Here is a 26994-nt window from a genome sequence, read left to right on the forward strand (position 1 = left end):
AGTAACTACGATAAATGGCGAGCGAGAACGACGATGGGGGCGTCTCGTTCGCGCTACCGGCCGAGGTCGATGCGTGGGTGGCGGAAACGGCCGAACAGCGCGATGAATCGCGCGAGGAAATCTGTCGTCGCGTAGTCACCGCAGCACACGCTATCGCGACCGACGATGAGTCCGTTCCTGTCGACCAGCGCGAACTCGAGGACCTTGAGGAGCAGGTCGAAGCCGACCTCGAGAGCCATCACGAGGAGTTTCACGAGTTGCTCGAGGACGTTCGCTCGCGCGTGATTCAGGTTAAACGCGAAGCGGACGCGAAAGCGCCTGCAGACCACGACCACGCCGAGTACGAAGACGACATCGCGTCGATGCGTACAGACCTCACAGACCTTGAGGACCACGTGAGCGCTGGCTTCGAGAACTTCGAGGACGTGCTCGATTACCTGTTTGACCAGACTGACGACCTCGAGGAGCGCTCGACCGTCCTCGCAACGGCTGTCGTCGATCTCCGGGATCGCTGGAATGCTGTTGCCGAACGCGAGCGCCGCCGCGCTGCAGTCGAACGCTTGCAACTGGCTGCGAACCAACTCGGAATTCGGGCCGCAGCCTGCGAGGACTGCGATGCAAGCGTCGATATTGCACTTCTCACTGCGCCCGAATGCCCACACTGTGCAAGTTCGTTTGCCGACGTCACCGAACGAACCTCGTTTTTCGGCTCGCATATTCTCGAGACCGGCGAGCCACCCGCCCTCGAGGGGCAAGCCAGACGCGAAACCCAACCGACGAGTGACGAGGTGTTCGAGGAACTCGAATCCGATGCTGAAACCACACGCGACCGGAACTCGAGACCCTCCTCCGAGGTGACCGGAAGCGATGACTGAGGACAGAAGCGATACGGACGACGAGAGAGCCAACACGGAGTCCGCGCCGTTTGCGGATCACGTCGCGTCGCTTCCGGGCGACTCCGGGACAGATGAGGCGGCTGCAGTCGACGAGGCGCTTCCCGATATTCCTCGAGCCGACGCCGATGACGCCGATGACACCCAGGGACCACAACAAGAGTTCAGACGCGACCGGCAGGGTCCGTTGAGTGACATTGCGTCGGCTGTCGACGAACGGTCGACCGACGCCGGCGAGAGTGCGTTCGACGAACTCTTCGAGCAAGAGCAGGTCGCCGAAATCGACAGCGACCAGCTCTGGGACCGCCTCGAGAACGACCAGCCACCCGACTCGTTTCTCGAGGCCGACCGCGAGGTCCGCGAAATCGACAAACACAGTTACTGCCACCAGTGTCCACACTTCGCCGAGCCACCCGAACTCGCGTGTGGCCACGACGGCACCGACATTCTGGATGTTCCCTCACTCGAGACGTTTCGCGTCGCAGACTGCCCCGTTGTCCTCGAGAACGAAGACCTCGAGCGAGAGTACTGATACGGATCCGTGTAGTGTTTTACCGATGATTGCTGACCCATCCAAGCGATCACCGGGAACGAACTACAAGTGTCCGTATGAGACTGCAGGAGCGGGAGTGTTTTTGCACTCGGTTTCGTAGGCCTCGTCATGCAGTTTTGCGACGATTGCGGTTCGATGATGAAAGCCAAGGGCGACCGCATGATCTGTACGAACGACGAGTGTGGCTCCTCGAGCGAACGAGATCGTGATCTCGAGGATGAGTTCGTTTCGACGGAGTCACAGACGGGCGAGGAAATCATCGAGTCGGACGAGAACGCGAATTTCGAGGGGAAACCGAAAGCAACCGACGTGATCTGTGATAAGTGTGAGACGCAGGAAGCGTGGTACACCCTCAAACAGACTGCCTCAGCCGATGAGCCGCCGACGCGCTTCTTTAAGTGCACCGAATGTGGCCATCGCTGGCGCGGCTATAACTAGTGTCGCGTCAACCGTGAACGGACGAGTCTCGTATCCTTCGATCAAACTACCAACACCAACACGTTTTTGTAACATTGTTAGTCATCGAGTTCGCTTCTGAGTTTCTTATTCAGGTTTTGCGTTTCGATATCTGATTCGATGAGTTCACCGCACGCTTCAACGAAGTCCGTGTTTTTCATCCTCCCAGTGAAGACCTGGGATTCGCCGTCATCGCTTCTAATGGAAGCGATAATAACGTCGTATTCTTCACCGTTGAAGTATTCATACGTGGTAGAAATCCCACCGAGAACCATCAGAAACATAAATAATATCATCAACATCATGCGTTGACTTATCGACCCCCCAGTGATAGCGCCGACCGTGAACAGAGAGACGATCAAGATGAGTACAAGAGTGACGGCAGCGAAGAACCATCCAAGAAACTGGTTACGGAGAAAGGATGTGTTGCGCCTGAAAGTAACGCTAGTGATTTCATCGGTTGGGATGGAGACTGAGGACGACATATCCGAGTGTTCCGGGGTGTACGTGATGCTAGTGTCGTCTCCGGCGAAGACACCAGTGTTTCTCCCATCAATGACGTACTCATCGATGTACGCTTCAGTTTCAAAATTCATTCAGTGTATTTTGAAAGGCTTCTCTTTTTAGAGTTTTTGGCCCGTGTAAAATCTACGGTTGGTGATCTTTCTGGCAGTTGGTGCTAAATATATCCGCTAACTCTTGATTCCGTTCATGGTAGATGTTAGTGCTAATCTTTGGTATTACAGGGATAAACTCGTAAGTCGAGACTTGAACTACCACTAGTGGCGGTCCACGCTTGAACTGAGAGGTGAATCGAAGGCCGTTAGCTGATTTTATCGATAGTAACAACTGAAACTGTAGACACACCAATCCGCGGTTCGGAACGAACGAAGTGAGTGAGAACCGCGCGGCCGTCGTGCGATTGGGTGTGCACTGACTGTCAGTGGCTACTCTATCAGTCGACGGTTGGAACGGTACTAGCTCAGAGTTCGTTTTTGAGGTAGACGCCGATAACCGCGCCGAAGATGCTCAATCCGAGCGCGTAGAGCATCCCAATCAGGAACATGACCAGCAAAAACGTCCCGAGCACTCCCGGGCCGCCAGCAAAAAAGGTGAACGCGACCATCCCGAAAAACGTGACCGGAATGAGCATGATCAGGCCGGCGAACAGCCCGACCCAGAGCCCATCCGTCGTCTCGCCACCCTCGAGATAGCCAGCGATTGCGCCCCCAAGCAGCGGTGAGCCGGGGATAAACGAGAAGACGATACCGGCACCGCCGCCCGCTGCGGCGTTCATCAGCGTCTTTGTGTGGTCCTGGGGCTCCTCGTAGGAGTCGACTGGCGGTGGCGTGTTCGCCGAGTCAGTAGGCATAAGCCCCGGTTCCAAGCCTGTGGCCAAAAGCCTTCCCTACTAACACAAATTGGCTCGCCAGCGTGGCACAACGTTCACAACGACGCGGACGAAGGTCCAACTGAATGCCCGACGGGCCACGGCTGCCGGGCGTCGACCACGAAGACGACGAGGACCGAATCGTCTGTCACGTCGACGCCGACTGCTTCTATGCCTCCTGTGAGCGACTGCGCGAGCCCGAACTGGAGGACGACCCCGTCGTCGTCGGCATGGGCTACGAACCCGGTGAGACCATCGGCGCGGTCGCCACCGCCAGCTACGAGGCCCGCGAGTTCGGCGTCGAAAGCGCCCAGGCCATCTCGAGTGCGCTCGAGCGACTCCCTCGCCGTGCGGCCCTCGATCCGGACGCCGACGACCACGATCCAGACCTCACGCGCGAGGACACTGGCCACTACCGCCCGGTCGATATGGACTTTTACGAGTCCGTCGCTGACGACGTCCGGGAAATCCTGCACGACTGCGCCGATATCGTTCGCGAGGTTAGCATCGACGAGGCCTACTTAGATGTCACCGACCGCACCGCCTGGGAGGTCGCCGACGGCTTCGCTCGTCACATCAAAGACCGCATCCGCCGCGAGGTCGGCGTCACCGTCAGCGTCGGCGTTGCACCCACCATGAGCGCCGCGAAAATTGCCAGCGACTTCGACAAACCTGACGGTCTCACCGTTATCGAACCCGGCGAGGTCCGTGAGTTCCTGGCTCCGCTCGAGGTCGACCTGCTCCACGGCGTCGGCCCTGTGACTGCCCGCGAACTTCGGGACATGGGCCTCGAGACGGCAGGCGACGTCGCGGCAACCGATCCCGAGCCGCTGGCTGAGCGCTTCGGCGAGCGCGGCCGAGAGCTCTACGACCGCGCCCGCGGCGACGACGACCGACGCGTCGAACCCAAAGGCGATCCCAAGAGCTTCTCGCGCGAATCCGCGTTCGCCGAGCCAGTTGCCGACTCCGAGCCGAAGTACGACCAGATCGACACGCTCGCCGCAGCCGTTGCCGACCGCGCGACGCGCGAGGGCGCGCTGTACCGGACTGTCGGCGTCAAAGCCGTCCTGCCGCCGTTCGAGGTTAATACCCGCGAGCAATCCCTTTCTGGCCCTGTTGACGACCCCGAACTGGTCGAACGCATCGCTCGCGACCTGTTCGCCGAGTTCGAAAGTGACGCCGTGAGAAAACTCGGCGTCCGTGTCGCCAACCTCGAGTTCTCCGCGGCTGATCAGGCCAGTCTGGACGGCTGGGACAGTGCTGACTCGAGTGCGAGTCCAGCCGAGTCACCGACTGAGGCTGACAGAGAGTCTGGGTCACACGCAGCAGCGAGTGACGACCTCGAGTCAGAGCCGGACCCTGACGAGTCCGACGCAGACTCAGACGGGATCAGCGAGGGCCAATCCTCGCTTACCGACTTTTCCCGCGAGTGATACGTCGTCCGGGCCGTTCACTGGCGGTCCGTCCCTCATTCGGTGGTTCGTGACAGCAATCGATTCGAACAGAACACTGAAATGATCCCCCTTCGTTCACAAGCAGTAGCAACTGATATCGCTTCGATCTCTCATGACAGAGGACTTCTATGACCTTCTCGAGATCTCATCCGATGCCTCCCAGGATGAGATCAAAGACGCCTACCGCGAGAAGGTTCGTGTCTACCATCCGGACGTCAACGACGATGATCGCGCGCGAGCGCAGTTTACCGCCGTCAAAAAAGCCAACGAGATTCTTGGCGATCCGGTCGAGCGTCAGGCCTACGACCGACTTGGACACAAAGACTACGTCGCGAAACGAACGAGCGGCATCCCCTCGCCGGACGTCTGGAACTCCGATAGTGACAGCGATTCGTCGACGTCCTCGAGCGGCTCACGAACGCGCACGTCCACTTCCACCTCAAGCTCGAGTCAAAACGGTTCGACAGCAAGCAGTTCGCGCTCGCAGTCGTCTCGATCCCGGTCGCGCTCGCGTTCCGGTTCGAATTCGGACTCGAGTTCGCGCTCTCACGCTGGCTCGTCGGCATCGGGAACGACTGGGACAACGTCTGCAACTGCCGGCACGAGCGCCAGCGGATCGGGATCACGGACGCAGTCTCGCTCACGCTCGAGTTCAACGGATCAAGATGCGAGTACGGGGACAGGAGCCAGTGCGAGCACACACTCGAGGACGAACACGAGTACTGGAGGTGCGACTGGCTCGCATCAGAGTGGATCGGGACAGCAGACACACTCGAACACCGGAGACGCGAGCGCAACCGCGAACACGGCGACGGCAACTGAGAACGCAACAGCGGACGAAAGCCAGACTCGGCTGTCGGATAACCCACTCACTCGCTGGTGGCGTCGCCAGAACTTCTCCTTGCCGCTCATTTGGCTCTCTGTCCTCATCTACGCACTCGGTCTCGCTCACTTCATCCTCGAGAACGACAGCGCACTCGAAGGAGTTTTCGCCGACGTCGCTGCGATGGGGACCGACGTCGAGGCGATCTGGACACTGCTCGTCGAGGGACGCCACGGCATCGAAAATCCGGCGATGTTCGTTACCCGCCTCGAACTTGTCGCCCCACCGTTGCCGGCACTCGAGTGGTACGGCGCGCTCGCAGGAGTCGTCGTTGCTGCGCTCGTATTGGTCCTCGTCAATCGCCTGTGGCGTCACGACGATCCCTGGGAGACGATTACAATCGACGAGACGATCTTCCTGGCGATTGCGCTCTCGATTTCGACGACGCTCGTCGGTGGCCCGCTACTCGCTGGTGCGGTGCTCATGCCGTTCCTGTTCGGCGTCGTCGTTCACCACACTCGGCTGCGGCCCGGCTGGAAACCGTCGTATCTGTACGTCGTTCCCGTCCTCGCGCCGATCATCGGTATCGGCGCTGGGCTGGCTGGCTACGGCCTGCTCCCGGCTGAACTCCTCGCGTTCGTCGTCTTGCCACTTGCAGGCGCACTCGGCTTGCCGCTGCGGGCGACGATCAGAAAGCGATTCGGTCGGTAGTTCAGCCAACCGTCGTCGCTACACCCTTTGTCTGCCGGTAATCACTTGCTAGAATGGCCTCGAGTCGCTCTACGAGTCGCTCACGGTCGCCGGACTCCCACTCGTCTGGCTCGCGAATCGGGACGACCATGAAGCCACGACCGCGGATTTCCCGCGCGTGGAGGTCGTCCGTCTCGAGGTCGAATCGCCGGCGCTGGGTCGTGTACGTCTCGAGGATGTGATCCGTCGCGGCCGTGCCGACCGGGAGCAGAATGTGGGCGTTGATCGCCCGCAGTTCGGCGTCAAAAAAGCGCTCTAAGTCGTCGTACTCTCGCTGTGTCGGCTGGTGGCCGTCCGGCAGACAGCACATGTGGATGTAGCTGCCAAAGAGGTTCTCGAAGCGAGGCTCGTCTGTCGGTCCGGAGACGAACTCGAGGTCGCGAAAGATGTCCTGAATCGCGAGGCCGGCGTCGGTGTCGGTAAACGGGATGCCGGATCGCTTGCCGCCATGCGCCCCTGGATGGTCGCCGATAAGGTGGAAGTCGGCGTTCGCGTCACCGTAGCCAAACACGGCCGTGCGCGCGTCCGGGGCGGTCCGGTCAAACGGCGGGCGGAGTCCGAACGGGTTGCTCGTTCTATCGGTGACGTTCTTCACGAGCGGGATAACGAGGGCCGTCACAATAACGACCGCGGTTGGGGCTGGCCCGTCCCAACAGGTCGTCTGTCCCGCTACTGGGACGAGTCATCTGCCCGAGTGTACTCGGATGTCGGCCCGTACTCATCATCCAGGCCACCGTTTGCGAATGCTGTCTCGGCCGTCGACCGTGAGCCGGCCGCAAGCGTCGAGTCGATGAGTGCTGCGAGCCCTCGTCTGAGTCGCTGTGAGACCGCAGAATCCGAAATCTCGAGTCGCTCGCCGAGATCGACGAGTGTCGTCTCCCGTGGCACGTCGAAATAGCCTGCCTCGTAGGCGGCGACAATGAGCGTTCGCTGTGGCGTTGTCAGCCCAAAGCGGCGTTGATTCTCCTGCGTCACAGCCTCGTGTAGTTGGACAAGTTCGACCGAGATATTCTGGTTCGTACAGGTCGTATAGAACGACGAGAGCGCGTCGTAGGTCGGGAACCGAAGCCGGAACGTCCACGTCGAGGCTGTGCCAACGGCGCTCGTGACAATCGCCTCGTTCTGACGAATCGCCTCGAGAATGCCATTGACCTGCTCGTTCCAATCGATCTTGAGCAGGGCGTTGTCCTCGAGTCTATCGATGATGGCGACCGCATCGACCAGTGATTCGTTCTCGAGTCGCTCGTGAACTGACTCGAGTGCCTCGAGTGGAACCCAGAGATAGGGGATGATTCCCTCGCTCGTCGGGACTGTCGTTTCGACGGTCACGGTGACATCGAGGTCTGAGTCGAGCATCGAGCCAAGGGGAAACGCTGTCGCAGGGATGGAAACTGTCGCGATAACACTCATTGATTGGGGGCAAACTGGGGACGTCGACTGCGTGGAACTGCCGCATGGTCCGGTCGGTTGCAAGTTGGTACCGATTGGATCGGCCTATGGAGGACTGAATTGCAACAATGGACAAACATGGGGGGCGCTCAGTCGTATATTCTCCGGTTCTTATAAGAATCGGCGGGTTCGATATCGAAGTCATTTATTACCGTCGTGGCTGGAATGATGACTGTCATCCTGGGCTGTGTGTTCCGACTCAACGCGCAACAGCGTCACTGAAACCCGTCCGACAGCGTCGAAATCCTTCAACTGATAGACCAACGACCGAATCTCGGCTGCATCGCCGTGACAAAACACGGACTCGAGACACCATTCACCGTGGTGGACGTGACAGGTCGTGTCGATAACAGCCTGATACTCGTGTTGGATTTCGTGGAGTGTCTCGATAATCTCGTCATGGACGTAATCGAAGACGAGTGTCGCCGCCACCGTCCCGTGGGCCTGCTCGAGGCTATGGTGTGATTCGACGTACTCCTGAATTGCCTCGCGGAGTGCTCGAGATCGGGAATCAAGCCCTTCTGCCTGCCAGGTCTGATCGAATTCGGCGATCATCTCCTCGGGGATATTGAGGCTCGTTCGCATACATCGTCGTTGGGCTGGCAGCGAAAAAGCGTCGCGGTTGCCCGCGCGTTCGATCTGGTCGGCCTCGAGTGGGCGAGTCACTGCTGGGTGGACACGACTGGGAGACAGCAATGAGAGCCAGCCTCAATGGGCAGAATCGGTGCGCGTTGCCCGCGTGTGACTGTAGTAGCCGCCAGCACAGAAGATGAAAAAGAGCACGACGGCGAGTCCGATGTAGAGCTGGTCGAGTGCCGAAATGTTGTTCATCACGAGCTGTCGGCCGAGATACGAGACTGCGAGTCCCAATACGGCTGTCACGCCGGCTATGGCAAGTAGCGGGCGGTCATCGAAGCGCCAGCGGCCGACCATGATGGCGACGATGACGGCGGCGATCAGCGCAAGCGTGACACCGTACTGGAGCAACTGAACGGTCGGCGAGTACTCTGAGACGACTCCAAGGTCGGTCGGACTCAACGCGATATGCAGGGGAACCGAGAGGAGACCGAGTCCAAAGGCGGCAGTCACCGTCTCAGCACCGAGCGCAGATCGCCAGACGAGCACCGTTGCGACGACGAACAGGCCGAAGATCAGGATTGCAGTCCAGAAGTGCAACGAGAGGATGTCCATCTCGTATACTAACACGGTTTCACGACCCAGGTACACCTGAATCGGCGTGAGGACCATTCCGAGGACAACCAGCGATGCGACTCGAGTGTCGATGTCGGGGAGTCGCCAGGCGGCGACCGCCGAGCCGATAATCGCAAAGCCAGCGAACATCGCGACGAATCGGTGAATCCACTCGTAGAAACTCGGGAGGTTCGCCGGGAATAGATTGAACGGGCCGGCATCACACTGTGGCCAGTTCGCCTCGCAGGCAAGTCCCGAGCCGGTTGCTTTCGCGGCAACGCCTAAGAGGATGGTTGCCGCGACCAACACGAGTGTTGCCGCGAGGAAATGCGGGTAGCCAAACCGGTCGGTCACTGATCGAAGTGTCGGACGCGAAGGGGAGCTATCGGACGACACGGTCGTTCAGCCCGGAGTTAGGACCAGCCGTATTTAGGCTTCCCGTGTTGATTCCCACCGACTGAGAGCCAGCAGTCCGCACGTTCACGAGTCTTTTGAACGATTTTTCAGACAGTCCATCGCAGCCATGGTCCGTCGCATTCAAGGACTCCCCACGCCAGCACCTGACATGGACAACGTCAAACGCGAGCGACTCGAGGCCGTCCTCGAGTCCCATGATCTCGATTCTGTCTGGTTCGCCCGGCCTAACTCCTTTGCGTGGCTGACGGGTGGCAACAGCGTCATCGACCGCGAAGCCGATGCCGGCATCGCGGCCGTTGGCTACGATGGCGACGTACACGTCGTCACCGACACCATCGAAGCCCCACGAATCGAAGCCGAGGAACTGCCAGACCTCGGCGATGAGTTCACCCTCGAGCAGTTCGACTGGTACGCGACGTCGCTCGAGCGCGCCATCGCCGAGCAGGTCGCGGACGACGAACAGGCTGCAGCCGACATCGAGGTGCCCGGCCTCGAGCGCATCGACCCGGCGACGGTGCGCCAGCCGCTGACCGACCGCGACCGCGAGCGCTACCGCGAACTGAGCGTCGAAACGGCCGCTGCGGTCGAATCCGTCTGTCGTGAACTCCGACCCGAAGACAGCGAACTCGAGGTCGCCTCGGCGCTGCAGGTGGCTCTCTCGGCACGAAACATCGAAGCGCCGGTGCGACTGGTCGGCGGCAGTGAGCGCGCGACGCAGTATCGCCACTACACGCCGACACAGACCGAACTCGGCGACTACGCGCTCGTCTCAGTGACCGCCGAAAAGTACGGCCTGCACGCGAGTTGTACGCGCACAGTAGCGTTCGACGCCCCCGACTGGCTCGAGGCACGCCATCGCGCTGCCACGCAGGTTGAGACAACGGCGCTTGCGGCGACACAAGCCACTGCAGCGGCTGACGGGACCGCGGGCGACGTATTCAGCGCCGTCCAGGACGCCTACGCTGCGGTCGGCTTCGAGGGCGAATGGGAATACCACCATCAGGGCGGTGCCGCTGGCTTCGCAGGCCGCGAGTGGATCGCGACGCCGGACAATGACGCGCCGGTCAAGACGCCGATGGCCTACGCCTGGAATCCGACGGTACAGGGTGCAAAAAGCGAGGATACCGCGCTCGTCACTGACGAGGAAATAGAGGCGCTGACGACGACTGGCGGCTGGGAAACGACGACAGTCGAACCGCTCGAACTCGAGGAGTGGGACTTCGGCGACGAGGTCGCACTCGAGCGGCCGGACGTGCTGACGCTCGGCGAAGAGTAATCGGCTGGGCTGTCAGTCTGTTTTGTACCGGCGCGACGGGTGACGGCGACAGTGAGGGGTTCGATCAGGAGTCGGTCGGGTCGTCGGAGTCAGATTCGAGGTCAGCGTCGGACTCGAGGCCGGAATCGGCAGACTCGTCGTCCTCGAGCGGGTCCGTGTCGTCGACAGTAATCGTCACGGGGTCGGTGTCATCGCCGAAAGCGGGGTCGGACTCGACCGTCTCGTCGCGGTCGAGCACGCGATCCAGCGTGAAGATGGTGTTGAGTTCCTGCTGGACCTGATCGACGACGCCGCCGACGAGTTCGCTCGGCTGAATCGCCGTGTACTCGTAGGGGTTGTTCCCCGCGCCCTCGCTTGCTCGCTTTTCACGGACGACCCGATCTTCCTCGTGGAGTTCTGCGAGCGCCTCGCGGACGGTGCTTGGATACAGTCCCGTCCCCTTTGCGACCTCCTCGCTCGTGCTGCCGGGATGTGCGAGCAGGTGGACGTAAATCTTCGCTCGCGTCTCCGTATCGAGGATCCACGAGAGCAGATCGACGATTCGTTGGTCGACCTCGTCGACCGTGTTTCGACCACTGCCATCGACGAGATCGTCGGGATCAATGGCCCCGTCCTCGAGTGATCGGCCGTCTCCGTCCGTTTCCTCGTGCTCGTCAGTGTCGTTTGGGTCCATGTGTCCTCTCGAGTAGGACAAAGTCTCGAGTGACGTTAAACCTTTGTGCAGTGACTATTCCCATTCGACTGTCCACGCAATATAGTCGCAACTGCAACGAGTGACACACTGATCGCCGACATGGCTGGCGATCAGGTGTGCACTGACTGTCAGTGGCTAGTATGCTCGAGGTGAGCCGAGGTGTTCACTTTCACTTCGGTAGCGCACATCTTTTAGCCCCCCCGCTAGTACAGGGATACGATGACGTCGTTCCAGTCGACACTCGGTGAAGAGGAGGGGATCGCCGAGGAGCTGGCCGAGAACCAGCAAGCGATCTCCATCGCCGAGTTCTTCGAGAAGAACAAGCACATGCTCGGCTTCGACAGCGGCGCTCGAGGCCTTGTGACGGCCGTCAAAGAGGCCGTCGACAACGCCCTGGACGCCGCCGAGGAGTCAGGAATTCTGCCCGATATCTATGTTGAAATTCAAGAAGCAGGTGACTACTACCGGCTGATCGTCGAGGACAACGGTCCCGGGCTGACGAAAGACTCGCTGCCGAAAGTATTCGGGAAACTGCTCTATGGCTCTCGATTCCACGCCCGCGAACAATCTCGCGGTCAGCAAGGAATCGGTATCTCCGCTGCCGTCCTCTACTCGCAACTGACGAGTGGCAAACCCGCCAAGATCACGAGTCGAACAGAGGGCTCGAGCGAGGCACAGTACTTCGAACTAATCGTCGATACCGACGACAACGAACCCGAAATCAGCGTCGAGGAGACGACCACGTGGGATCGGCCACACGGCACGCGCATCGAACTCGAGATGGAGGCAAACATGCGCGCTCGCCAGCAACTCCACGACTACATCAAGCACACGGCGGTCGTCAACCCCCACGCCCGCCTCGAGTTGCGCGAACCCACAGCCCATTTCAAATTCGAGCGCGCAACCGACCAGTTGCCCGAGGAGACCGAGGAAATCCGACCCCACCCCCACGGCGTCGAACTCGGGACCGTGATGAAGATGCTCGGGGCGACGGACTCTCAGACTGTCTCGGGCTTCCTTCAGGAGGAGTTTACCCGTGTCGGCAAGAAAACGGCCGACTCGGTTATCGACGAGTTCCGTGACCGCCACTACGGCCGCGAGATGCGCTGGCAGCCACCCGCAGCCCACGAGGACATCGACCTCGAGAGCGCGGTCTCCGAGGCAACGGTAAACAAAGGGGCGGACGCGACGGCAGCGTTCGCCGAAACTATCGCAGACGAGGTCGACAGCACCGACCGGATCGCCCACCACGAACTGCTCGAGATCGTCGAAGACACCGCTGAGGCGGTCGAAGACGAGTACGGAACGACGTTCGGCGAGACCGTCCGCGACAACGCCGTCGACGCGGTCTGGCTCGCGCTGATCGATGAGTTGCCAGACGATGCGGCCGAGCCAGCATCGGATGACGGGACGGCTGACTCGAGGCTCGTTACCGATTGTTACGAACTCGCAGACGACGCAACGAGTACGCGCAAGGACGACGAGATTATCCAGGCGTTCGCCCAGCGACTGGCTGGGACGCTCGTCGATGCAGCCGAGGACGACGTTCGACACCGGATCACGCACGACGGCCTGTGGGAGTACGTCGACCGCGCTGCAGACCTCACCGAGGAGTACGACGAGGTCACCTTCGGTGACACCGCCCGTGAGAACATCGTCGAAGCAATCTGGGACGTGATGGCGACCGTCCCCGATGATCCACCACTCGTGCGTGAACTCGACGGCGACCGCGACGCGACGAGCGACCTCGTCGACGGGATGCGGGCGACGGATATCATGGCACCGCCGACCCGGTGTCTTGCCCCCATCTCTGCGGATCTGATCGAGGCTGGACTCCAGAAGGAGTTCGACGCCGACTTTTACGCCTCCGCCACGCGCGATGCCGAAGTCCACGGCGGCGATCCGTTCGTCGTCGAAGCCGGCATCGCCTACGGCGGCGACCTCGAGGCCGAAGGGAGCGCCGACGTGCTCCGATTTGCAAACCGCGTGCCACTGGTCTACCAGCGCGGTGCGTGTGCGACGACTGACGTGGTCAAAAGTATCGGCTGGCGAAATTACGGACTCGACCAGCCCGGTGGCTCCGGCGTGCCAAACGGCCCTGCGGTGATCATGATTCACGTCGCCTCGACGAACGTTCCCTTCACAAGCGAGTCCAAAGACGCCGTCGCGAACGTTCCGGAAATCGAAGACGAGATCGAACTCGCGATCCGTGAGGCCGCACGCGAACTCAAGAGCTTCCTCAACAAGCGCCGCTCGATGCAGAAACGCCGGAAGAAACAGAACGTCCTCGGGAAGATTCTCCCCGAAATGGCAACCAAGGTTGCCGAAGTGACCGGCAAAGAAGAGCCAAACATCGACGACGCTATCGCCCGAATCATGAACAACGTCCTCGTCGAACGCGAGGTCGAACAGAACGGCACCACACAGGCCGTCTCGATTGTGGTCGAGAACAACTCGGGAACGAACGAATCGCTCGAGATTACGGACATCGTCTCAGCCGAACCGAGCGCCCTGCCCGATGACGCCACCGTCGTCGAAATGGATGGCGAGTGGTTCGTCAAGTGGGGCGTCGAGGTCGCAAGCGACGACGAGGCCGCACTCGAGTATACGGTCTCAGATGACGCGGCGTTCGATCTGGATATCAAGGGTGTCGAAAGCGAGAAACTTACCGTCAAACAATGAGCGCGGACAACGAACAACAGGCCAGAGAACAGTTACTCGATCTCGCAGCGCAGTTTTACGACCAGTTCGAACTGGGCGAGATTCCACATATGTCCGTGCCGACGCGGACGAAGAACAACATCGAATATGACGAGGACTCGAACGTCTGGGTGTACGGCGACCGCGAGTCGACGCGCTCGGCAAACTCCGTCAAGGGGGCACGAAAGCTCCTCAAGGCAGTCTACACCATCGAGTTCCTCGCCGAACAACTCGAGGAAGATCGGTCCTCGACCCTGCGTGAACTCTACTACCTTTCAGAGAGTTGGGATAACAACGAGGCCCAGTTTACGAGTCAGGACGAGTCCAACGGCATGATCGAGGACTTAGAGATCGTCTCCGGCGTCACTCGCGAGGACTTCCACATGCGCCCCGAGGAGTCGGGCGCGAAGGTGATGGGGCCAATCCATATTCGTGAGCAGACGAACCGTGGCGACCGCGACATCCACTGCCAACTGGACGTCGGGCAGGGCGGGTATCAGATTCCGAACAACCCGGATATGATCCAGTTCCTCGACAACGACGCCGATTTCGTCCTGTGTGTCGAGACCGGTGGGATGCGTGACCGACTCGTCGAGAACGGCTTCGACGAAGAGCACAACGCCATTGTCGTCCACCTCGGCGGTCAGCCCGCCCGCGCGACGCGCCGGCTGACCAAGCGATTCCACGACGAACTCGGTCTCCCCGTCGTGGTCTTTACAGACGGCGACCCGTGGTCGTACCGCATCTACGGCTCGGTCGCCTACGGCTCGATCAAGTCGGCACATCTCTCGGAGTACCTCGCGACGCCCGAAGCGAAGTTCATCGGCATCCAGCCCGCCGATATCGTCGAGTACGACCTTCCGACCGACCCACTCTCGGACTCGGACAAGAACGCACTCGAGAGCGAACTCGAGGACCCGCGCTTCCAGACGGACTACTGGGAAGAACAGATCGAGTTGCAACTCGAGATTGAGAAGAAGTCCGAACAGCAGTCACTGGCATCGCATGGGCTTGATTTCGTGACGGATACGTATCTCCCAGAACGGCTCAGTGAGATGGGCGTCATCTAGACGGCCATCGAACCGCGGTTCAGGGAGATGGTGACAGAGCTGCTCGAGGATTTCACAGCCGTCTACTCGAGTGCAGCATCAGTTTCGACATCGTCGTGACACGACCGGTGATTGCCGTCTCGAGTCGACCCAGCCGTCGTGGATGGGTGTGACTCTGGTTCGGTATCGGTAATCGGCTGGTCGGCGCTCGCACAGCGCTGACAGTAGTAATTTGTCCCGCTCGAGCCGGTGATCGGGACGCCGAACAGACAAAACTCCGAGCGATAGCGCCGCTCGAGGCCGTGACCAATTGGTTCGCCACAGGTCATACAGGGCTCTGTGTAAGAGTTGACGCGTTGCTCATCGACGGAGCGGGTACGTCCGTTCGTCAGGACGGAGTGACGCCTCGAGAGTCGGCTGTTGACCGAGGGCAAGACGCTGGCCCCGACGAGTCCAAAGAGCGCCGCAATGGCTAGGAGAAGGCCGGTGACGAACCATGGCGCAGTGCCGAGAGTCATGGCGCTGAGGACCAGGACCAGTATTCCAAGCAGCCAGCAGGCACCAGTCGTCATCCGCGCGAGGATGTGTGACAACGCAGACCATTCTGTCTCGTTCTCGAGAGTGGGATCGCTGGCTGCGTCGGGATAAAGCACCATGCGTTCGGGTTTTTCGGAGTACGCGTAAATGCCATAGAGGACGTTTCCAAGTCCCATTGTCCACCAGAGCGTGCCCAAACCAACCAGGACATGAGCATCAAAGGTGCCGGCCGACCGGCGACTCATGACCGCTCGGTCACCGAAATCGTACTCGAGTTTCCAGCCGTCGCTCGTCGCCATCGCGATTTTGTCCTCGAGTTGCTGGCGTCGCGCGTCGGCTGACGGCGATGCGTGACTTGCGGTAGTGTCACGCTCCGTTTCGGCGGATGGGTTCTGGGCTCGATTCGGAGTTCCACACGCCGGACAGAAGTTCATCGACGGCTCGAGACTGACGTCACACCTCGAGCACGCATCTGTCTCACCACCGTGTCCCCGACGCTCGGTTCGCATACGTCTCTATTCGAGGGTGGGACCACTAACTCTTTGGAAATATAACACGTCGAGTACGTCCAGCGGGGTAACTGATTACCCCTCGAGGACGACGGGGATGCCACGTCGGGCGACGTCGACGACGAATGCGTCCGCATCGGCGGCAATTTCCTCGAACGTATCGTAGTGGAGGGGGAGGACGAGATCCGGAACCATCGCAGCGGCGAGGTCGGCAGCGTCGTGGCGGTCCATGGTGTACGTGCCGCCAATTGGGGGCAAGAAGAGGTCGACTGCCAGTTCCTCGTGAACCGGCAGGGCGTCGGTATCGCCAGGCCAGAACGCAGTGACGCCGTCGATAGTGACACCGAAGCCACAGCCCGCGCCCTCGGCGTGATATGGGTTCCCGTCAGCATCGGTGTGTGGGCCTGCCGGGTCGTTGTACGCCGGCGTCGTAAACAGATCCAGTGGCCCAAGCACGAACGATTCGTCGGCTCGAACACGTTCGACCTCGTATGGCAACTGTTCGGGCTGGTCGACTGGCCCGTCGATCATCTCGGCGTCGACCGACTCGTGGACGACGACGAATGCGTTCTCGTGTGCGACCCGCCGAATTGCGTCCGGATCGTAGTGATGATCGTGTGAGACGAGAATGAGATCGCCGTCCCGAGGGGTCTGATCCTCGAGGATGCCGTATTCGGTCGGCCCAGGGTCAATGTAGATGACAGCGCCGGTCTGTCCCTCGAGTCGAACCGATGCGAGGCCGAACCAGTCAATTGTAATTGCGCCAAAACGGACGGTCATACAGCGTCTTTCTCTGGCCGGGTCGAAAAGTGTTCGAGGTCTGCATTATAGTAACAACTGAAACTGTTTACACACCAATCGCATAGCCGTCGTTCGATTGGGTGTGCACTGACTGTCAGTGGCTACTATAGTGTTCGATGTCCGCATTTCAGCCCGGAGCTCGTTCACCGATCAATTAGGTATTGTACGTAGCCAGTTCTGCATTATCAGTGATTGTATAACCAAAACATATATATGGACACTGGGCAGTCAGTTTATAAAGTAGGCGAAGCATTTATATGCGTTCCGGTATTACTATATGTTAACCGAGGCGTCCGGGTTTCTTCTGGTTACCCCACCCGGGAGCCCCGAGTAACCAACCCGATACACCATGACTGATACAAACATCCGAGCCTATACGAGCGAGCAAGAGGTGGAACGCGACGAGGAAACTGAGGAGACAGCACGCTCTGAGGAACAAGAGCAGTGTCCCGAATGTGGTGGTCGTCTCATCTCGGACGCCGAACACGCCGAGACCGTCTGTGACGACTGTGGCCTCGTCGTCGAAGAAGACGGAATCGACCGCGGCCCTGAGTGGCGCGCATTCGACTCCGCAGAGAAAGACAAGAAAAGCCGCGTCGGCGCCCCAACGACGAACATGATGCACGACCAGGGCCTGTCGACGAACATCGGCTGGCAGGACAAAGACGCCTACGGCAAGTCCCTCTCGAGTCGTCAGCGCCAGAAGATGCAACGCCTTCGCACCTGGAACGAGCGCTTCCGCACGCGTGACTCCAAGGAGCGCAACCTGAAACAGGCACTCGGCGAAATCGACCGCATGGCGAGTGCGCTCGGACTGCCGGAGAACGTCCGCGAAACGGCAAGCGTCATCTACCGACGCGCACTCGAGGAGGACCTCCTCCCGGGTCGCTCGATTGAAGGTGTCGCGACGGCCTCGCTGTACGCCTCTGCACGACAGGCAGGGACGCCACGCAGCCTCGACGAAATCTCGGCTGTCAGCCGCGTCGAGAAGATGGAACTGACGCGTACGTATCGCTACATCATCCGCGAACTCGGCCTCGAGGTCCAGCCGGCTGACCCAGAGAGCTACGTTCCACGGTTCGTCAGCGACCTCGATCTCTCCGATGAGACCGAGCGGATGGCCCGCGAGCTGCTCGACTCCGCACGCGCGGCGGGCGTCCACAGCGGTAAGTCGCCAGTCGGCCTCGCCGCTGCTGGTGTCTACGCTGCGGCGCTGCTCACGAACGAGAAAGTCACCCAAAACGAGGTCAGCGAAGTCGCAAGCATCTCCGAAGTGACGATCCGAAACCGGTACAAAGAACTCCTCGAGGCGTCGGATTCGGCCGCGCCTGCCTAACACGGGAGTCTCGCTCGCCGGTTCGGGTCGGTAATTTCAGATTGAACGCCTCCAGCGTGGTGGCGTGTGATGCGACAAAGTTTTTCACAGTTGGTGTGTAACACCATAGCATGGACCAGACGACTGTGCAGCTGCTGTGTCCTGAATGTACCAAAGACTGGCAGTCCGCACCGCGCGAACTTCCTGACTCAACGTCGATGTTTCACTGTCCGAACTGTCATGCAACACGACGGACTTCCGAGTTTATGCGAACTGATCGTGACCTCCAAACGCTGAATCAACTCGGGTAACCCATCCTCGAGTACGGGTCATAACTATCCCTTCGTTGTCTCGATGAATCGGACTAACCAGTGCCTACTGGCGGCATCGACGATAGACTGTGCGTGTCGAGAGCAGGTCGTATTCGCGTCCCGATGGAACAGCATCGGCCACCAAAACATATCAAAGTAGACAGTAATTAAATCCCAGTCCAAACATGGGTTGTTGCCAGTTTTATGCGGCTAATCGGCAGCTTCAACACAGTATTGATCGTGATATTCACTCTCACGAATAGAGGGCGTGTGGTAACGCGACTCAAGATAATAATATAACCCTGCAGTGGGTAGAACAGGATGGTTATGAAGAAGCAGGAGCTCATCCACCTTCACGGTCTTCTCGCGGAGGTATCGAACCAGTGTGCAGAGTGGGACAACTGTCAGATCGATCTCGAGGAGTACGAATCTCGAGGCATTCGGCCAACATCAATTCACAAATCGAAAACGGATCACAAAGCCGCTGTTTTTGCACTCGCCAACGGAATCACGACGAACATGGGCGAAGACGAGCAGGAAGCCATCGCGGCGACCGCGGACTAATCCTTCGAGACGAATCTCCGGCAGCCAACAGTGACAAACTGGCAAGACTGCCAGAGTAGCTGCTGCCAGTCAGGACACACATACTTACACAGCACTGGTACGATTAGTACGTCCGCAGTAACGGTGGGGACTCTCGAGTCACTGATCCACTATCAATGGACAGCACCTTATTCGACGAGATCTTCGAACTCAGGTAACACGTCATCGTCTGTCGACTCCGATTGGGTCGACGCGTCATCTCCCTCGTCTGTCTCGAGTGAGTCCTCACCCAGGTCAAGGTCGTCTAACTCATCGTCGTCTTCCTCATCCGCTGTGGACTCCTCATCGTCTTCGTCCTCAATGACATCGACAACGATCACCTCGAGTGGGATGTTCTCGAGGAGTTGGCCGATCTCTTTGCGTGCGATTCGTGAGGCGTGTTCCTCGCGCTCGACGTTGAAGACGGTCATCTCCAACTCGAGGGCGACGAGGGCTTCGTCGGCCGCGATAAACGCAGGCGGCAGTTCCTCTCCCGATGGGGAGGTCCGCTCGCCCATGTTGATTTCGACGTAATTTAAGTCAGGGTTCAGCATCTCGCCTGTCTTCGAGATGGCGATCCGGATCGCCTCGTCTTCCGTCTCAACGTCGAACACCGGCACGGCAGCCTCGACGACAACCCTGCAGTTCATACCTAGACATTGTGTGGCCTACAGTATCAAGGTTCGCCCAACGAGTTATCGACGGTGACCGTTTCTCGCTGGAAATGACTGCAACAGTGGGGCATATGAGACTGAAAAACGGTTTCGCTGACTTCGGCCGGGTTTGTGAGACGGGCACTGGCTTCGAAAGGTCCAAGCCCGCACCGACAAAGCTAGCAACGAATGGAAACGGGAACGATTCCGCTCGCCTCCCTCTCGGGCGGACTCGACCTCTATCGTACCCTCGAGAGCGGGCAAAGCTACCTCTGGCGGCGCGCTGATGGCGAGATGTACCAGAGCGAACCCGACCCAGGAACCTGGTATCACACTGTTGTCGACGACGAGGTGATTCGCGTCCGCACGCTCGAGGACTGCCTCGAGTGGCAGTCATGGACGGATGCCGAGACGCAAGTTCGGCGACTCCTCCGACTGGATGACGACCTCGAGGCAATCGTCGCCACAGCACCCGACGATCCGCTCCTGCGCGAGGCCTACGACGCTCACCGCGGTATGCGACTGGTCGCTGACCCACCGTTTGGCACGCTGATTTCGTTCATCTGTTCGGCCCAGATGCGCGTCAGTCGCATTCATACGATGGTGTCGACGCTGGCCCGCGAGTACGGCACCGCACTCGAGTTTGATGGCGAAACGTACCACGCGTTCCCGACACCGGAACAACTCGCGACGGCGACCGAGGACGAACTTCGCGAGTTAGGACTCGGTTACCGCGCGCCCTACGTCGTTCGTACGGCCGAAATGGTTGCCAACGGAGAGGCACATCCAGCTGAAGCACGAAATCTCGAGTACGAAGCGGCGCGGGAGTATCTCTGTCAGTTCGTCGGCGTCGGCGACAAGGTCGCAGACTGCGTGTTGCTCTTCGCGCTCGACTTCGACGAGGCCGTCCCGCTCGATACGTGGATCAAATCCGCCATCGAGGAGTACTACCCCGACTGCGACGGTGGCTCCTATGCCACGACCTCGAGAGCGATTCGTGACCGACTGGGAAGCGAATATGCAGGGTACGCCCAGACGTATATTTTCCACCACCTCCGGACTGGATCGGGCGAATGAGGTTCAGTTGGAGTATCTCGTTCAGACACAGCGAACAATGATTTTGTGACTGCGTTGGCAAGATAGTGTATGGAACTCGGTGGAGTAATTTCGCTCGTCGCCGCTGCCATATTCGTCGGCGGCCTCGGAATTCTCATCAAACACTTCGGCCGCGTCGAACTCATCGCTGGCTACGATCCTGAGCGGGTGACCGACGAAGAGGGACTGGCCGCGTTCATCGGCACGAACGCCCTCTACGTTGCCGGACTGTTGGTCTTCGTCGCGCTCGTCAGTTACACCGAACCGTTGGGTGGCGAACTGGCCGCACTCAGCGGTCCGCTGCTCATCGTCGGCACACTACTGCTGGCCGGTCGCATGGTTATCGGCGCACGACGCTACGAACAATCCGCCGAATCATGATTGCTGATCTCGAGACCACAGAAGACCCTTTATACGAGAATTCTTCAAGAGGTCATCGAAATGACTAAATACACCTGATGATCTGTTTTCACCAATGGAAGAACGGGTGTGGGACACACTCATTGCGACACTCGCAGTTCTAACGCTTCCACTCGGGCTGTTAACCGGTATTTTCGTTGGGTTTCAAGCAGCGCTTGTCGTGTTCATCGTTGGCTGGTTGCTACTCTTACCACTCATGGCGATTTCCAGAGAATTTGTCGTTGGTTCTCCCGACGAGTCACACCGCGATAGCCACGAGTCAGCGGATAACTCGATGGGGGCATTAGAGACGCTCAAAGAACGATACGCAGCGGGCGAAATCGATGAAACCGAGTTTGAACGGAAAGTTGACCAACTGGTCGATACGGAGGGCATTGAGATGGGTCGTACGAACGAGACCGACCAGTCCACTCAGGAATCTGACGAAGAATACGATCTGAACTAGCGGTTTCAGGCTCGAGACTGAATCGAGAACGCGCTCCTATCGACTGTCACTCGTAATCTGACCGCCCGGTGATCGCCCAGTACGTCTGCGAAATGAGCATCACGCCGAAGATCAGGACGAGAGCAGCGGCGACGACGAGTGCAACTGTGTGGCCGAGCAGATAGTACGCGAGGGCGCTCGCGACGAGGACGAACACCAGCGCACCCGCGGCTAACTCGAGCAGTTCCCGGACGGTCGCCCGGCGACTCGAGACGTCGACGTACTCGTCTTCGACGCGGTCGAGCGGTCCCATAGCGGCCATACGCCGTGGTTGCAGTTAAGCGCCGGCCCCGCTCGCAACGAGTGGCAACGAACTGGATTTTTGTCGCTCGCGACCAAGCGTTCGCGTATGGCAGACCGAACCCGCGCACACGTTTTCGTCTCGGGGACAGTACAGGGCGTTTACTACCGTGCAACGACACGCGACACGGCCCAAGACAAAGGCGTCGACGGCTGGGTAAAAAATCTCTCAGACGGGCGCGTCGAGGCCGTCTTCGAAGGAAGTGAGGACGCAGTCGAGGCGATGCTCGAGTTCTGTCAGGAGGGCAGTCCCGCAGCCGATGTCGACGATGTCGCAGTCGAGTACGACAAACCGCAGGGCGTCAACGGCTTTGAAATTCGGTACTGAGACGTTACGGCGGTCGGCTCGAGGGTGGCGACCGTTGGCTCACTCGAGTGCGAGCAGATACTCCTCGAGCCATGGCGGCTCGTCGGTGTAATTCCACTCGGCCCACTCGGCCTTTTCGCCGGCGTAGTAGGCCCGATACGCGCTTACTGGGTCGTCGGGATCTGTGTACTCGTCGGGCATGGCCTGTGGACGTGGCGTTGGCTCGCTCGCAGGGAAGTCGATTGCGTCGGGATCGATCCGGTCGATAACCTGCCAACTCGCGTGGTCCTCGTCTTTCTCGTAGCGCTCGACGAACTCCGCGTTGAGCGCCTCGGCGTGTGTGCGCAGGCGGAGCCAGTTCGCCCGCGATTCGGTCGCCCACTGCGTTACCGGATGCGCGATATGCGTCGGCTGGTACAGGAACTCGCGCTCGAGGCCGTTTTCGCGAGCCGCCGTACACAGCACTTGCGCGGCCTCGAGCAGCAGTTTGTTGACGTGCTGGTCGCAGTGATACCGCGCGGCGAGGCGCGGGTCCTCGTCGAGCCAGAAGACGTTCACGGTCCTGTTGGGTGCTGGGACGGCTTGAGCATGTCGTCGCAATATTGAACGGGTGGCCCGCCGAAATCGAGCGTATGATCACAGGCGAGCGGATGGCCGCCGTCGACGAGAACGCAGCGGCACTCGGCGTGCCCCGAAAGCAATTGATGGAGTCGAGCGGCAACGCCGTCGCCCGCGCGGTTCGCGACCTCGCGGACCCGGGCGCAAGCGTCGCACTCGTCGCCGGCCGCGGAAACAACGGCGGAGACGCGTTCGTCGCCGCCCGCTTTCTCGAGGCGTACGATGTGACCACCGTCTTGCTCGGACGCGCTGCAACCATCGGCACCGACATCGCCCGCGAGAACTGGGATGCCCTCGAGCAAGCCGGCTACGACACGCGCGAGGTGCGCGACTCGAGCCAGTTCGACCTGCCAGACTGTGACCTCGTCGTCGACGCCATGCTCGGGACGGGAATCAGCGGCGACCTCAGAGAGCCCGTCGCGACCGCCGCGCAGGCGATCAACGCAACCGACGCGACGGTGCTCGCGGTCGACGTTCCCACGGGCTTCGACGCTGACGGGGGCGATCACGCCGAGAACCGGGTCGAGGCGGACCACGTCGTCACGTTCCACGACACGAAGCCGGGACTCGCCAACCTCGAGTGCCCGGTCACCGTCGCGGATATCGGTATCCCCGCCGCGGCCGAGCGCTTCGTCGGCCCCGGAGACATCGACCTCGCTCGCCCCGACGGCCGCGACGGGCGTCCGAATATCATCGGCGGCGGTCCCTACACCGGCGCGCCGGCACTCGCCGCCCAGGCTACCCTCCGCGCTGGCACCGAACTCGCGTTCGTCGCCGCCCCCGACACCGTCGCCGGCGAAATCCAGGGGTACAGCGAGGATCTCATCGTTCAGCCCTACGAGGAAGACGTGCTCACACCCGAGCAAGCCACGGACCTCCTCGAGACCGTCGAAAACTACGAGTCGCCGGTCGTCATCGGCCCGGGACTGGGCACTGCAGACGAGACGCTCGAGGCTGCCAAGCAGTTCCTCTCATCCTATACAGGCACCGCAGTCGTCGACGCCGACGCGCTCCAGGTTGTGCCCGACCTCGAGACAGACGCGACGCTGATCTGTACGCCGAATCGAGGCGAACTCGCGGGGATGGGCGGCCCCGACGCGGACGATCTCGAGGCCGTCGCCGACGACATCAAATCCTTCGCGGCCGACCTCGGACACGTCGTCCTCGCGAAGGGAGCCAAGGACGTGATCACCGACGGCGAGCGAACTCGAGTCAGTCGCTCTGGAACCGTCGGCATGAAAGTCGGCGGCACCGGGGATACGCTCGCGGGCATCGTCGCCGCGCTGGTCGAACACGCCGAGCCCCTCGACGCCGCGGCGGCAGCCGCTCACGTCAACGGACTGGCCGGCGAGCGACTCGCCGAGCGCGCCGAGCACGGCTTTCTCGCCTCGGAACTGCTTACGGAAATCCCTACTGTGCTGTGGGACGAAGGTGCGCTCAATGTCTGACGATCCCACGCCCGCTGCGGGCTCGAATCCCGATCCGCGACACGATCACGACGGCGACGCTCGAGACCTTACGCACACCACAGATGAGGGCGACGTACAGATGGTCGACGTCGGCGACAAACCTGACAGCAAACGCCGTGCCGTCGCCGCGGGCGAAATTCGACTGCAGCCCTCGACTATCGAGGCCATCCGCGACGACCAAATTGGCAAGGGCGACGTGCTCGCAACCGCCCGAATCGGCGCAATTCAGGCCGTCAAACACACCTGGGAGACGATCCCAATGTGTCACCAGATTCCGGTCACGAACGTCGACACCGACTTCGATCTCGAGGCGGACCGAGTCGTCTGCGAGGTCGCCGTCGAGACGACCGGCAAGACGGGCTGTGAGATGGAGGCGCTCGAGGGCGTCACGACCGGCTTAAACGTCGTCTGGGATATGGTCAAAGCCATCGAGAAGGATGCAGACGGGCAGTACCCCGAGACTGGCATCGAGAATGTGCGAGTGCTCGCAAAGGAAAAGCACCAGCAGTAATCGAGACGGTGCGTTGTCTTCTTGATCCGATCACAGCGCGTTTCGTCTTCGACACAGTATAAGTATCTCCTCGCAGAACCTCAGTATATGACACTGTTCGGGACCGCTGGTATTCGCGGTCCAGTGACGGAAATCACGCCGGCGTTGGCGCTCGAGGTCGGGCAGGCCGCCGGCGAACCGGGCGAAACGTTCGTCGTCGGCCGCGACGGCCGCGAAACCGGGCCGGCGCTTGCCGCCGCGATGGAAGCCGGCCTCGAGAGCGCCGGGGCGTCCGTCGTCCGCATCGGGCAGGTGCCGACGCCGACGCTCGCGTTCGCCTCTCGCGGTCGCCGCGGGGTGATGCTCACCGCGAGTCACAACCCGCCGGAAGACAACGGGATCAAACTGTTCGCCGACGGCGTCGAGTACGACCGCGACGCCGAGCGAGCAATCGAAGAATCAATCGCCAGCGACGACACCGACGCCGTCTCGTGGGACGACTGGGGCGACTCGAGTCGAATGGACGTCCTCGAGACGTATCGAAAACTGGTTATCGACTACATCGGAGACGAACTCGTCGATGGGACAGACGCCAGCGAGCCACTCGCAGGCTTCTCGATTGCCGTCGACTGCGGCAACGGGATGGGGTCGGTTGCGACACCCCACGTGCTGGAACGCCTCGGCGCTGAGGTTGTCGCCCTCAACGCGACCGTCGACGGCCACTTCCCGGCTCGAGAGAGCAAGCCGACCCCGAAGACGCTTCGCGAGTTTTCGGCGTTTCTTGAGGAGCAAGACCCGCACGCGGTGTCCGATTCGGAACCGCGATTTGACCTCGGGCTCGCCCACGACGGCGACGCAGACCGGCTGGTCGTCCTCGGCCCTGACGGCGAGGTGATCCACGAGGATACGATTCTCGCGGTCGTCGCCGAACACTACGTCGCCACGAGCGAGGCGGCCGACCCCGTCGTCGTCACAACACCGAACGCCTCCGCGCGGATCGACGAACGGGTGCGCGAGGCTGGCGGCCGGGTCGAACGGGTCCGCCTCGGCGCGCTCCACGAGGGCATTGCTCGAGAGCGAGCACAGGGAGACGACGACACCGAGGTCGTCTTTGCGGCCGAGCCGTGGAAACACATCCACACGGCTTTCGGCGGCTGGATCGACGGCGTCGTCAGCGCCGCCGCGGTCGCCACGCTCGTCGCCGACACAGGCGATACGGCTGCCCTCCGCGAGCCAGTCACCGAACGCCCGTACCGAAAGATCAGCGTCGACTGTCCAGACGACGCCAAATCGGACGTGATGGAGACGCTCGAGACCGCACTCCCGGAGACGTTTTCCGACACGACGGTCGACACCGACTACGGCGTGCGCCTCGAGTTCGACGACGCCTCCTGGATACTGGTGCGCCCGAGCGGGACCGAACCCTACGTTCGCATCTACGCCGAAAGCGACGAGGTGGACGACTTGGTGGATGAGGCAAGCGACGTGGTCGAGTCGACGGTCGCCGACGTGTCCGAGTAACGGCGCTACAGCGATTTTGCCAGACACGTTGCCGAGGCTGGACACAGTTCAGCGAACTCGGTTGTCGTCCGAATCGACTCCGGAGCGGCCCGTCGCTCGCGTTCGTCGTACCCTCGAGACGCGAAGAACGATTCCGCGGTCGTCGTGAGCAGGAACAGCCTCTCGAGACCCATCTTCGCGGCTCGCGCCTCGAGTGCGTCACAGAGCGCCGCGCCGTAGCCGTTCCCCCGCGCCGACTGTTCGATCACGAGCGAGCGAAGCAGTGCGTCGGCGCCGTAGCGCTCGAGACCACCGATGCCGACACGCTCACCCCGAACCGAGGCGACGTAGAAACACTCGTTTTTCGCTTGAACGTCTACTGAAGGCAATCCGTTCGCGTCCAGCAGCCGCTCGACGTACGAGAGTGCCTCCGAATCCGCTTGTTCGAGGGTGATCTTCGCGTCGCTCATGTGGCGACGATTCGACGAGACGATGCTAATACGTTGCC

Annotated in this window: 31 protein-coding genes; 18 read left to right on the top strand and 13 right to left on the bottom strand. The window is 60.6% G+C overall.

Features of this window, described 5'->3' with window-relative positions; genetic code table 11:
* Positions 1–14: 14 nt before the first annotated feature.
* From B2G88_RS02550 to B2G88_RS02560, 3 genes are all read left to right on the top strand, one after another.
* Complete coding sequence (locus B2G88_RS02550; RefSeq protein WP_054864153.1) at positions 15–875, top strand: hypothetical protein; 861 nt, start codon at positions 15–17, stop codon at positions 873–875.
* Positions 868–1425 carry a hypothetical protein gene (locus tag B2G88_RS02555; RefSeq protein WP_087713885.1) on the top strand — a complete coding sequence of 186 codons (558 nt, stop codon included), beginning with the start codon at positions 868–870 and terminating at the stop codon, positions 1423–1425. Before B2G88_RS02550 ends, B2G88_RS02555 begins: the two co-directional genes overlap by 8 nt.
* A 129-nt stretch (positions 1426–1554) precedes the next feature.
* Complete coding sequence (locus tag B2G88_RS02560) at positions 1555–1884, top strand: transcription factor S (RefSeq protein ID WP_054864155.1); 330 nt, start codon at positions 1555–1557, stop codon at positions 1882–1884.
* Positions 1885–1961: 77 nt separating this feature from the next.
* Here the strand turns inward: B2G88_RS02560 and B2G88_RS02565 are convergent, their stop codons facing one another.
* Positions 1962–2498 carry a hypothetical protein gene (locus B2G88_RS02565; protein ID WP_054864156.1) on the bottom strand — a complete coding sequence of 179 codons (537 nt, stop codon included), beginning with the start codon at positions 2496–2498 and terminating at the stop codon, positions 1962–1964.
* 386 nt (positions 2499–2884) lie between these two features.
* Positions 2885–3274, bottom strand: a complete 390-nt coding sequence (locus B2G88_RS02570; protein WP_054864157.1) for a DUF5518 domain-containing protein — start codon at positions 3272–3274, stop codon at positions 2885–2887.
* A gap of 104 nt (positions 3275–3378) precedes the next feature.
* On the opposite strand from B2G88_RS02570, the gene B2G88_RS02575 reads away from it, so the two are divergent.
* Both B2G88_RS02575 and B2G88_RS02580 read left to right on the top strand, forming a co-directional pair.
* Positions 3379–4725 carry a DNA polymerase Y family protein gene (locus B2G88_RS02575; RefSeq protein ID WP_087713886.1) on the top strand — a complete coding sequence of 449 codons (1347 nt, stop codon included), beginning with the start codon at positions 3379–3381 and terminating at the stop codon, positions 4723–4725.
* A gap of 133 nt (positions 4726–4858) precedes the next feature.
* Positions 4859–6280, top strand: coding sequence for a J domain-containing protein (locus tag B2G88_RS02580; protein ID WP_087713887.1), 1422 nt, complete (start codon positions 4859–4861; stop codon positions 6278–6280).
* 1 nt (position 6281) lies between these two features.
* On the opposite strand, the gene B2G88_RS02585 is transcribed toward B2G88_RS02580, so the two are convergent.
* From B2G88_RS02585 to B2G88_RS02600, 4 genes are all read right to left on the bottom strand, one after another.
* A complete protein-coding gene (locus tag B2G88_RS02585) occupies positions 6282–6914 on the bottom strand; it encodes a uracil-DNA glycosylase family protein (protein WP_087714280.1) in 633 nt (210 codons plus the stop codon).
* A gap of 74 nt (positions 6915–6988) precedes the next feature.
* A complete protein-coding gene (locus tag B2G88_RS02590) occupies positions 6989–7729 on the bottom strand; it encodes a helix-turn-helix domain-containing protein (protein WP_054864162.1) in 741 nt (246 codons plus the stop codon).
* Positions 7730–7909: 180 nt separating this feature from the next.
* Complete coding sequence (locus tag B2G88_RS02595; RefSeq protein WP_087714281.1) at positions 7910–8353, bottom strand: CopG family ribbon-helix-helix protein; 444 nt, start codon at positions 8351–8353, stop codon at positions 7910–7912.
* Between the two features lie 123 nt (positions 8354–8476).
* Positions 8477–9355 carry a COX15/CtaA family protein gene (locus B2G88_RS02600; protein ID WP_087713888.1) on the bottom strand — a complete coding sequence of 293 codons (879 nt, stop codon included), beginning with the start codon at positions 9353–9355 and terminating at the stop codon, positions 8477–8479.
* A 127-nt stretch (positions 9356–9482) separates the two neighbouring features.
* On the opposite strand from B2G88_RS02600, the gene B2G88_RS02605 reads away from it, so the two are divergent.
* Complete coding sequence (locus tag B2G88_RS02605) at positions 9483–10652, top strand: M24 family metallopeptidase (RefSeq protein ID WP_394335699.1); 1170 nt, start codon at positions 9483–9485, stop codon at positions 10650–10652.
* A gap of 64 nt (positions 10653–10716) precedes the next feature.
* On the opposite strand, the gene B2G88_RS02610 is transcribed toward B2G88_RS02605, so the two are convergent.
* Complete coding sequence (locus tag B2G88_RS02610; RefSeq protein WP_054864035.1) at positions 10717–11325, bottom strand: helix-turn-helix domain-containing protein; 609 nt, start codon at positions 11323–11325, stop codon at positions 10717–10719.
* Between the two features lie 240 nt (positions 11326–11565).
* Between B2G88_RS02610 and B2G88_RS02615 the strand changes: the two genes are divergently transcribed.
* Positions 11566–14028, top strand: a complete 2463-nt coding sequence (locus B2G88_RS02615) for a DNA topoisomerase VI subunit B (RefSeq protein WP_087713890.1) — start codon at positions 11566–11568, stop codon at positions 14026–14028.
* Positions 14025–15116, top strand: coding sequence for a DNA topoisomerase IV subunit A (locus B2G88_RS02620; protein WP_087713891.1), 1092 nt, complete (start codon positions 14025–14027; stop codon positions 15114–15116). The genes B2G88_RS02615 and B2G88_RS02620 overlap by 4 nt, the downstream gene beginning before the upstream one ends.
* 62 nt (positions 15117–15178) lie before the next feature.
* Here B2G88_RS02620 and B2G88_RS02625 read toward each other — a convergent pair whose 3' ends face one another.
* Entirely contained in the window at positions 15179–16141 is a 963-nt protein-coding gene (locus B2G88_RS02625; RefSeq protein ID WP_054864034.1) for an MFS transporter, read from the bottom strand.
* A 75-nt stretch (positions 16142–16216) separates the two neighbouring features.
* Entirely contained in the window at positions 16217–16921 is a 705-nt protein-coding gene (locus B2G88_RS02630; RefSeq protein WP_087713892.1) for an MBL fold metallo-hydrolase, read from the bottom strand.
* A 370-nt stretch (positions 16922–17291) separates the two neighbouring features.
* Here B2G88_RS02630 and B2G88_RS02635 point away from each other — a divergent pair, with 370 nt between their 5' ends.
* The 3 genes from B2G88_RS02635 to B2G88_RS02645 all read left to right on the top strand — a co-directional run bounded on the left by B2G88_RS02635 (position 17292) and on the right by B2G88_RS02645 (position 19132).
* Positions 17292–18278, top strand: a complete 987-nt coding sequence (locus B2G88_RS02635; RefSeq protein WP_087713893.1) for a transcription initiation factor IIB — start codon at positions 17292–17294, stop codon at positions 18276–18278.
* 110 nt (positions 18279–18388) lie between these two features.
* On the top strand, positions 18389–18568 hold the full coding sequence (locus B2G88_RS19850; protein ID WP_054864033.1) for a DUF7836 family putative zinc-binding protein: 180 nt from the start codon (positions 18389–18391) through the stop codon (positions 18566–18568).
* 327 nt (positions 18569–18895) lie between these two features.
* Positions 18896–19132, top strand: coding sequence for a UPF0058 family protein (locus B2G88_RS02645; protein WP_054864036.1), 237 nt, complete (start codon positions 18896–18898; stop codon positions 19130–19132).
* A gap of 167 nt (positions 19133–19299) precedes the next feature.
* On the opposite strand, the gene B2G88_RS02650 is transcribed toward B2G88_RS02645, so the two are convergent.
* Positions 19300–19800, bottom strand: a complete 501-nt coding sequence (locus tag B2G88_RS02650; RefSeq protein WP_054864032.1) for a DUF555 domain-containing protein — start codon at positions 19798–19800, stop codon at positions 19300–19302.
* A gap of 192 nt (positions 19801–19992) precedes the next feature.
* On the opposite strand from B2G88_RS02650, the gene B2G88_RS02655 reads away from it, so the two are divergent.
* From B2G88_RS02655 to B2G88_RS02665, 3 genes are all read left to right on the top strand, one after another.
* Positions 19993–20880 carry a DNA-3-methyladenine glycosylase family protein gene (locus tag B2G88_RS02655; protein WP_087713894.1) on the top strand — a complete coding sequence of 296 codons (888 nt, stop codon included), beginning with the start codon at positions 19993–19995 and terminating at the stop codon, positions 20878–20880.
* 69 nt (positions 20881–20949) lie between these two features.
* A complete protein-coding gene (locus B2G88_RS02660; RefSeq protein WP_054864031.1) occupies positions 20950–21279 on the top strand; it encodes a hypothetical protein in 330 nt (109 codons plus the stop codon).
* A gap of 94 nt (positions 21280–21373) precedes the next feature.
* Complete coding sequence (locus tag B2G88_RS02665) at positions 21374–21763, top strand: SHOCT domain-containing protein (protein WP_054864030.1); 390 nt, start codon at positions 21374–21376, stop codon at positions 21761–21763.
* A gap of 46 nt (positions 21764–21809) precedes the next feature.
* Here B2G88_RS02665 and B2G88_RS02670 read toward each other — a convergent pair whose 3' ends face one another.
* Positions 21810–22055 (bottom strand): hypothetical protein, encoded by a 246-nt coding sequence (locus B2G88_RS02670; protein ID WP_054864029.1) that lies wholly within the window; start codon positions 22053–22055, stop codon positions 21810–21812.
* A 96-nt stretch (positions 22056–22151) separates the two neighbouring features.
* Here B2G88_RS02670 and B2G88_RS02675 point away from each other — a divergent pair, with 96 nt between their 5' ends.
* Positions 22152–22430 carry an acylphosphatase gene (locus tag B2G88_RS02675; protein WP_087713895.1) on the top strand — a complete coding sequence of 93 codons (279 nt, stop codon included), beginning with the start codon at positions 22152–22154 and terminating at the stop codon, positions 22428–22430.
* Positions 22431–22469: 39 nt separating this feature from the next.
* On the opposite strand, the gene B2G88_RS02680 is transcribed toward B2G88_RS02675, so the two are convergent.
* Entirely contained in the window at positions 22470–22967 is a 498-nt protein-coding gene (locus B2G88_RS02680) for a hypothetical protein (RefSeq protein WP_087713896.1), read from the bottom strand.
* 74 nt (positions 22968–23041) lie between these two features.
* On the opposite strand from B2G88_RS02680, the gene B2G88_RS02685 reads away from it, so the two are divergent.
* From B2G88_RS02685 to B2G88_RS02695, 3 genes are all read left to right on the top strand, one after another.
* On the top strand, positions 23042–24475 hold the full coding sequence (locus tag B2G88_RS02685) for an NAD(P)H-hydrate dehydratase (protein WP_087713897.1): 1434 nt from the start codon (positions 23042–23044) through the stop codon (positions 24473–24475).
* On the top strand, positions 24468–25007 hold the full coding sequence (moaC, locus tag B2G88_RS02690) for a cyclic pyranopterin monophosphate synthase MoaC (protein WP_087713898.1): 540 nt from the start codon (positions 24468–24470) through the stop codon (positions 25005–25007). The genes B2G88_RS02685 and moaC overlap by 8 nt, the downstream gene beginning before the upstream one ends.
* 87 nt (positions 25008–25094) lie before the next feature.
* Entirely contained in the window at positions 25095–26507 is a 1413-nt protein-coding gene (locus tag B2G88_RS02695) for a phosphohexomutase domain-containing protein (protein WP_087713899.1), read from the top strand.
* Positions 26508–26512: 5 nt separating this feature from the next.
* Here B2G88_RS02695 and arsN2 read toward each other — a convergent pair whose 3' ends face one another.
* Positions 26513–26956: an arsenic resistance N-acetyltransferase ArsN2 gene (arsN2, locus tag B2G88_RS02700; protein WP_054863893.1), complete on the bottom strand. Its 444-nt coding sequence runs from the start codon at positions 26954–26956 to the stop codon at positions 26513–26515.
* Between the last annotated feature and the right edge of the window lie 38 nt (positions 26957–26994).

The sequence above is a fragment of the Natronolimnobius baerhuensis genome (assembly GCF_002177135.1).
Classification (GTDB): Archaea; Halobacteriota; Halobacteria; order Halobacteriales; family Natrialbaceae; genus Natronolimnobius; species Natronolimnobius baerhuensis.

Excerpts from the sequence above, each read along its gene's own strand:
- moaC (WP_087713898.1), top strand. The coding sequence starts at position 24,468 with ATGTCTGACGATCCCACGCCCGCTGCGGGCTCGAATCCCGATCCGCGA.
- B2G88_RS02665 (WP_054864030.1), top strand. The coding sequence starts at position 21,374 with ATGGAAGAACGGGTGTGGGACACACTCATTGCGACACTCGCAGTTCTA.
- B2G88_RS02635 (WP_087713893.1), top strand. The coding sequence starts at position 17,292 with ATGACTGATACAAACATCCGAGCCTATACGAGCGAGCAAGAGGTGGAA.
- B2G88_RS02605 (WP_394335699.1), top strand. The coding sequence starts at position 9,483 with ATGGTCCGTCGCATTCAAGGACTCCCCACGCCAGCACCTGACATGGAC.
- B2G88_RS02575 (WP_087713886.1), top strand. The coding sequence starts at position 3,379 with ATGCCCGACGGGCCACGGCTGCCGGGCGTCGACCACGAAGACGACGAG.
- B2G88_RS02620 (WP_087713891.1), top strand. The coding sequence starts at position 14,025 with ATGAGCGCGGACAACGAACAACAGGCCAGAGAACAGTTACTCGATCTC.
- B2G88_RS02595 (WP_087714281.1), bottom strand. The coding sequence starts at position 8,353 with ATGCGAACGAGCCTCAATATCCCCGAGGAGATGATCGCCGAATTCGAT.
- B2G88_RS02550 (WP_054864153.1), top strand. The coding sequence starts at position 15 with ATGGCGAGCGAGAACGACGATGGGGGCGTCTCGTTCGCGCTACCGGCC.
- B2G88_RS02590 (WP_054864162.1), bottom strand. The coding sequence starts at position 7,729 with ATGAGTGTTATCGCGACAGTTTCCATCCCTGCGACAGCGTTTCCCCTT.
- B2G88_RS02660 (WP_054864031.1), top strand. The coding sequence starts at position 20,950 with ATGGAACTCGGTGGAGTAATTTCGCTCGTCGCCGCTGCCATATTCGTC.
- B2G88_RS02580 (WP_087713887.1), top strand. The coding sequence starts at position 4,859 with ATGACAGAGGACTTCTATGACCTTCTCGAGATCTCATCCGATGCCTCC.
- B2G88_RS02650 (WP_054864032.1), bottom strand. The coding sequence starts at position 19,800 with ATGAACTGCAGGGTTGTCGTCGAGGCTGCCGTGCCGGTGTTCGACGTT.
- B2G88_RS19850 (WP_054864033.1), top strand. The coding sequence starts at position 18,389 with ATGGACCAGACGACTGTGCAGCTGCTGTGTCCTGAATGTACCAAAGAC.
- B2G88_RS02555 (WP_087713885.1), top strand. The coding sequence starts at position 868 with ATGACTGAGGACAGAAGCGATACGGACGACGAGAGAGCCAACACGGAG.
- B2G88_RS02610 (WP_054864035.1), bottom strand. The coding sequence starts at position 11,325 with ATGGACCCAAACGACACTGACGAGCACGAGGAAACGGACGGAGACGGC.
- B2G88_RS02645 (WP_054864036.1), top strand. The coding sequence starts at position 18,896 with ATGAAGAAGCAGGAGCTCATCCACCTTCACGGTCTTCTCGCGGAGGTA.
- B2G88_RS02685 (WP_087713897.1), top strand. The coding sequence starts at position 23,042 with ATGATCACAGGCGAGCGGATGGCCGCCGTCGACGAGAACGCAGCGGCA.
- B2G88_RS02630 (WP_087713892.1), bottom strand. The coding sequence starts at position 16,921 with ATGACCGTCCGTTTTGGCGCAATTACAATTGACTGGTTCGGCCTCGCA.
- arsN2 (WP_054863893.1), bottom strand. The coding sequence starts at position 26,956 with ATGAGCGACGCGAAGATCACCCTCGAACAAGCGGATTCGGAGGCACTC.
- B2G88_RS02570 (WP_054864157.1), bottom strand. The coding sequence starts at position 3,274 with ATGCCTACTGACTCGGCGAACACGCCACCGCCAGTCGACTCCTACGAG.
- B2G88_RS02675 (WP_087713895.1), top strand. The coding sequence starts at position 22,152 with ATGGCAGACCGAACCCGCGCACACGTTTTCGTCTCGGGGACAGTACAG.
- B2G88_RS02560 (WP_054864155.1), top strand. The coding sequence starts at position 1,555 with ATGCAGTTTTGCGACGATTGCGGTTCGATGATGAAAGCCAAGGGCGAC.
- B2G88_RS02615 (WP_087713890.1), top strand. The coding sequence starts at position 11,566 with ATGACGTCGTTCCAGTCGACACTCGGTGAAGAGGAGGGGATCGCCGAG.
- B2G88_RS02695 (WP_087713899.1), top strand. The coding sequence starts at position 25,095 with ATGACACTGTTCGGGACCGCTGGTATTCGCGGTCCAGTGACGGAAATC.
- B2G88_RS02670 (WP_054864029.1), bottom strand. The coding sequence starts at position 22,055 with ATGGGACCGCTCGACCGCGTCGAAGACGAGTACGTCGACGTCTCGAGT.
- B2G88_RS02625 (WP_054864034.1), bottom strand. The coding sequence starts at position 16,141 with ATGCGAACCGAGCGTCGGGGACACGGTGGTGAGACAGATGCGTGCTCG.
- B2G88_RS02655 (WP_087713894.1), top strand. The coding sequence starts at position 19,993 with ATGGAAACGGGAACGATTCCGCTCGCCTCCCTCTCGGGCGGACTCGAC.
- B2G88_RS02565 (WP_054864156.1), bottom strand. The coding sequence starts at position 2,498 with ATGAATTTTGAAACTGAAGCGTACATCGATGAGTACGTCATTGATGGG.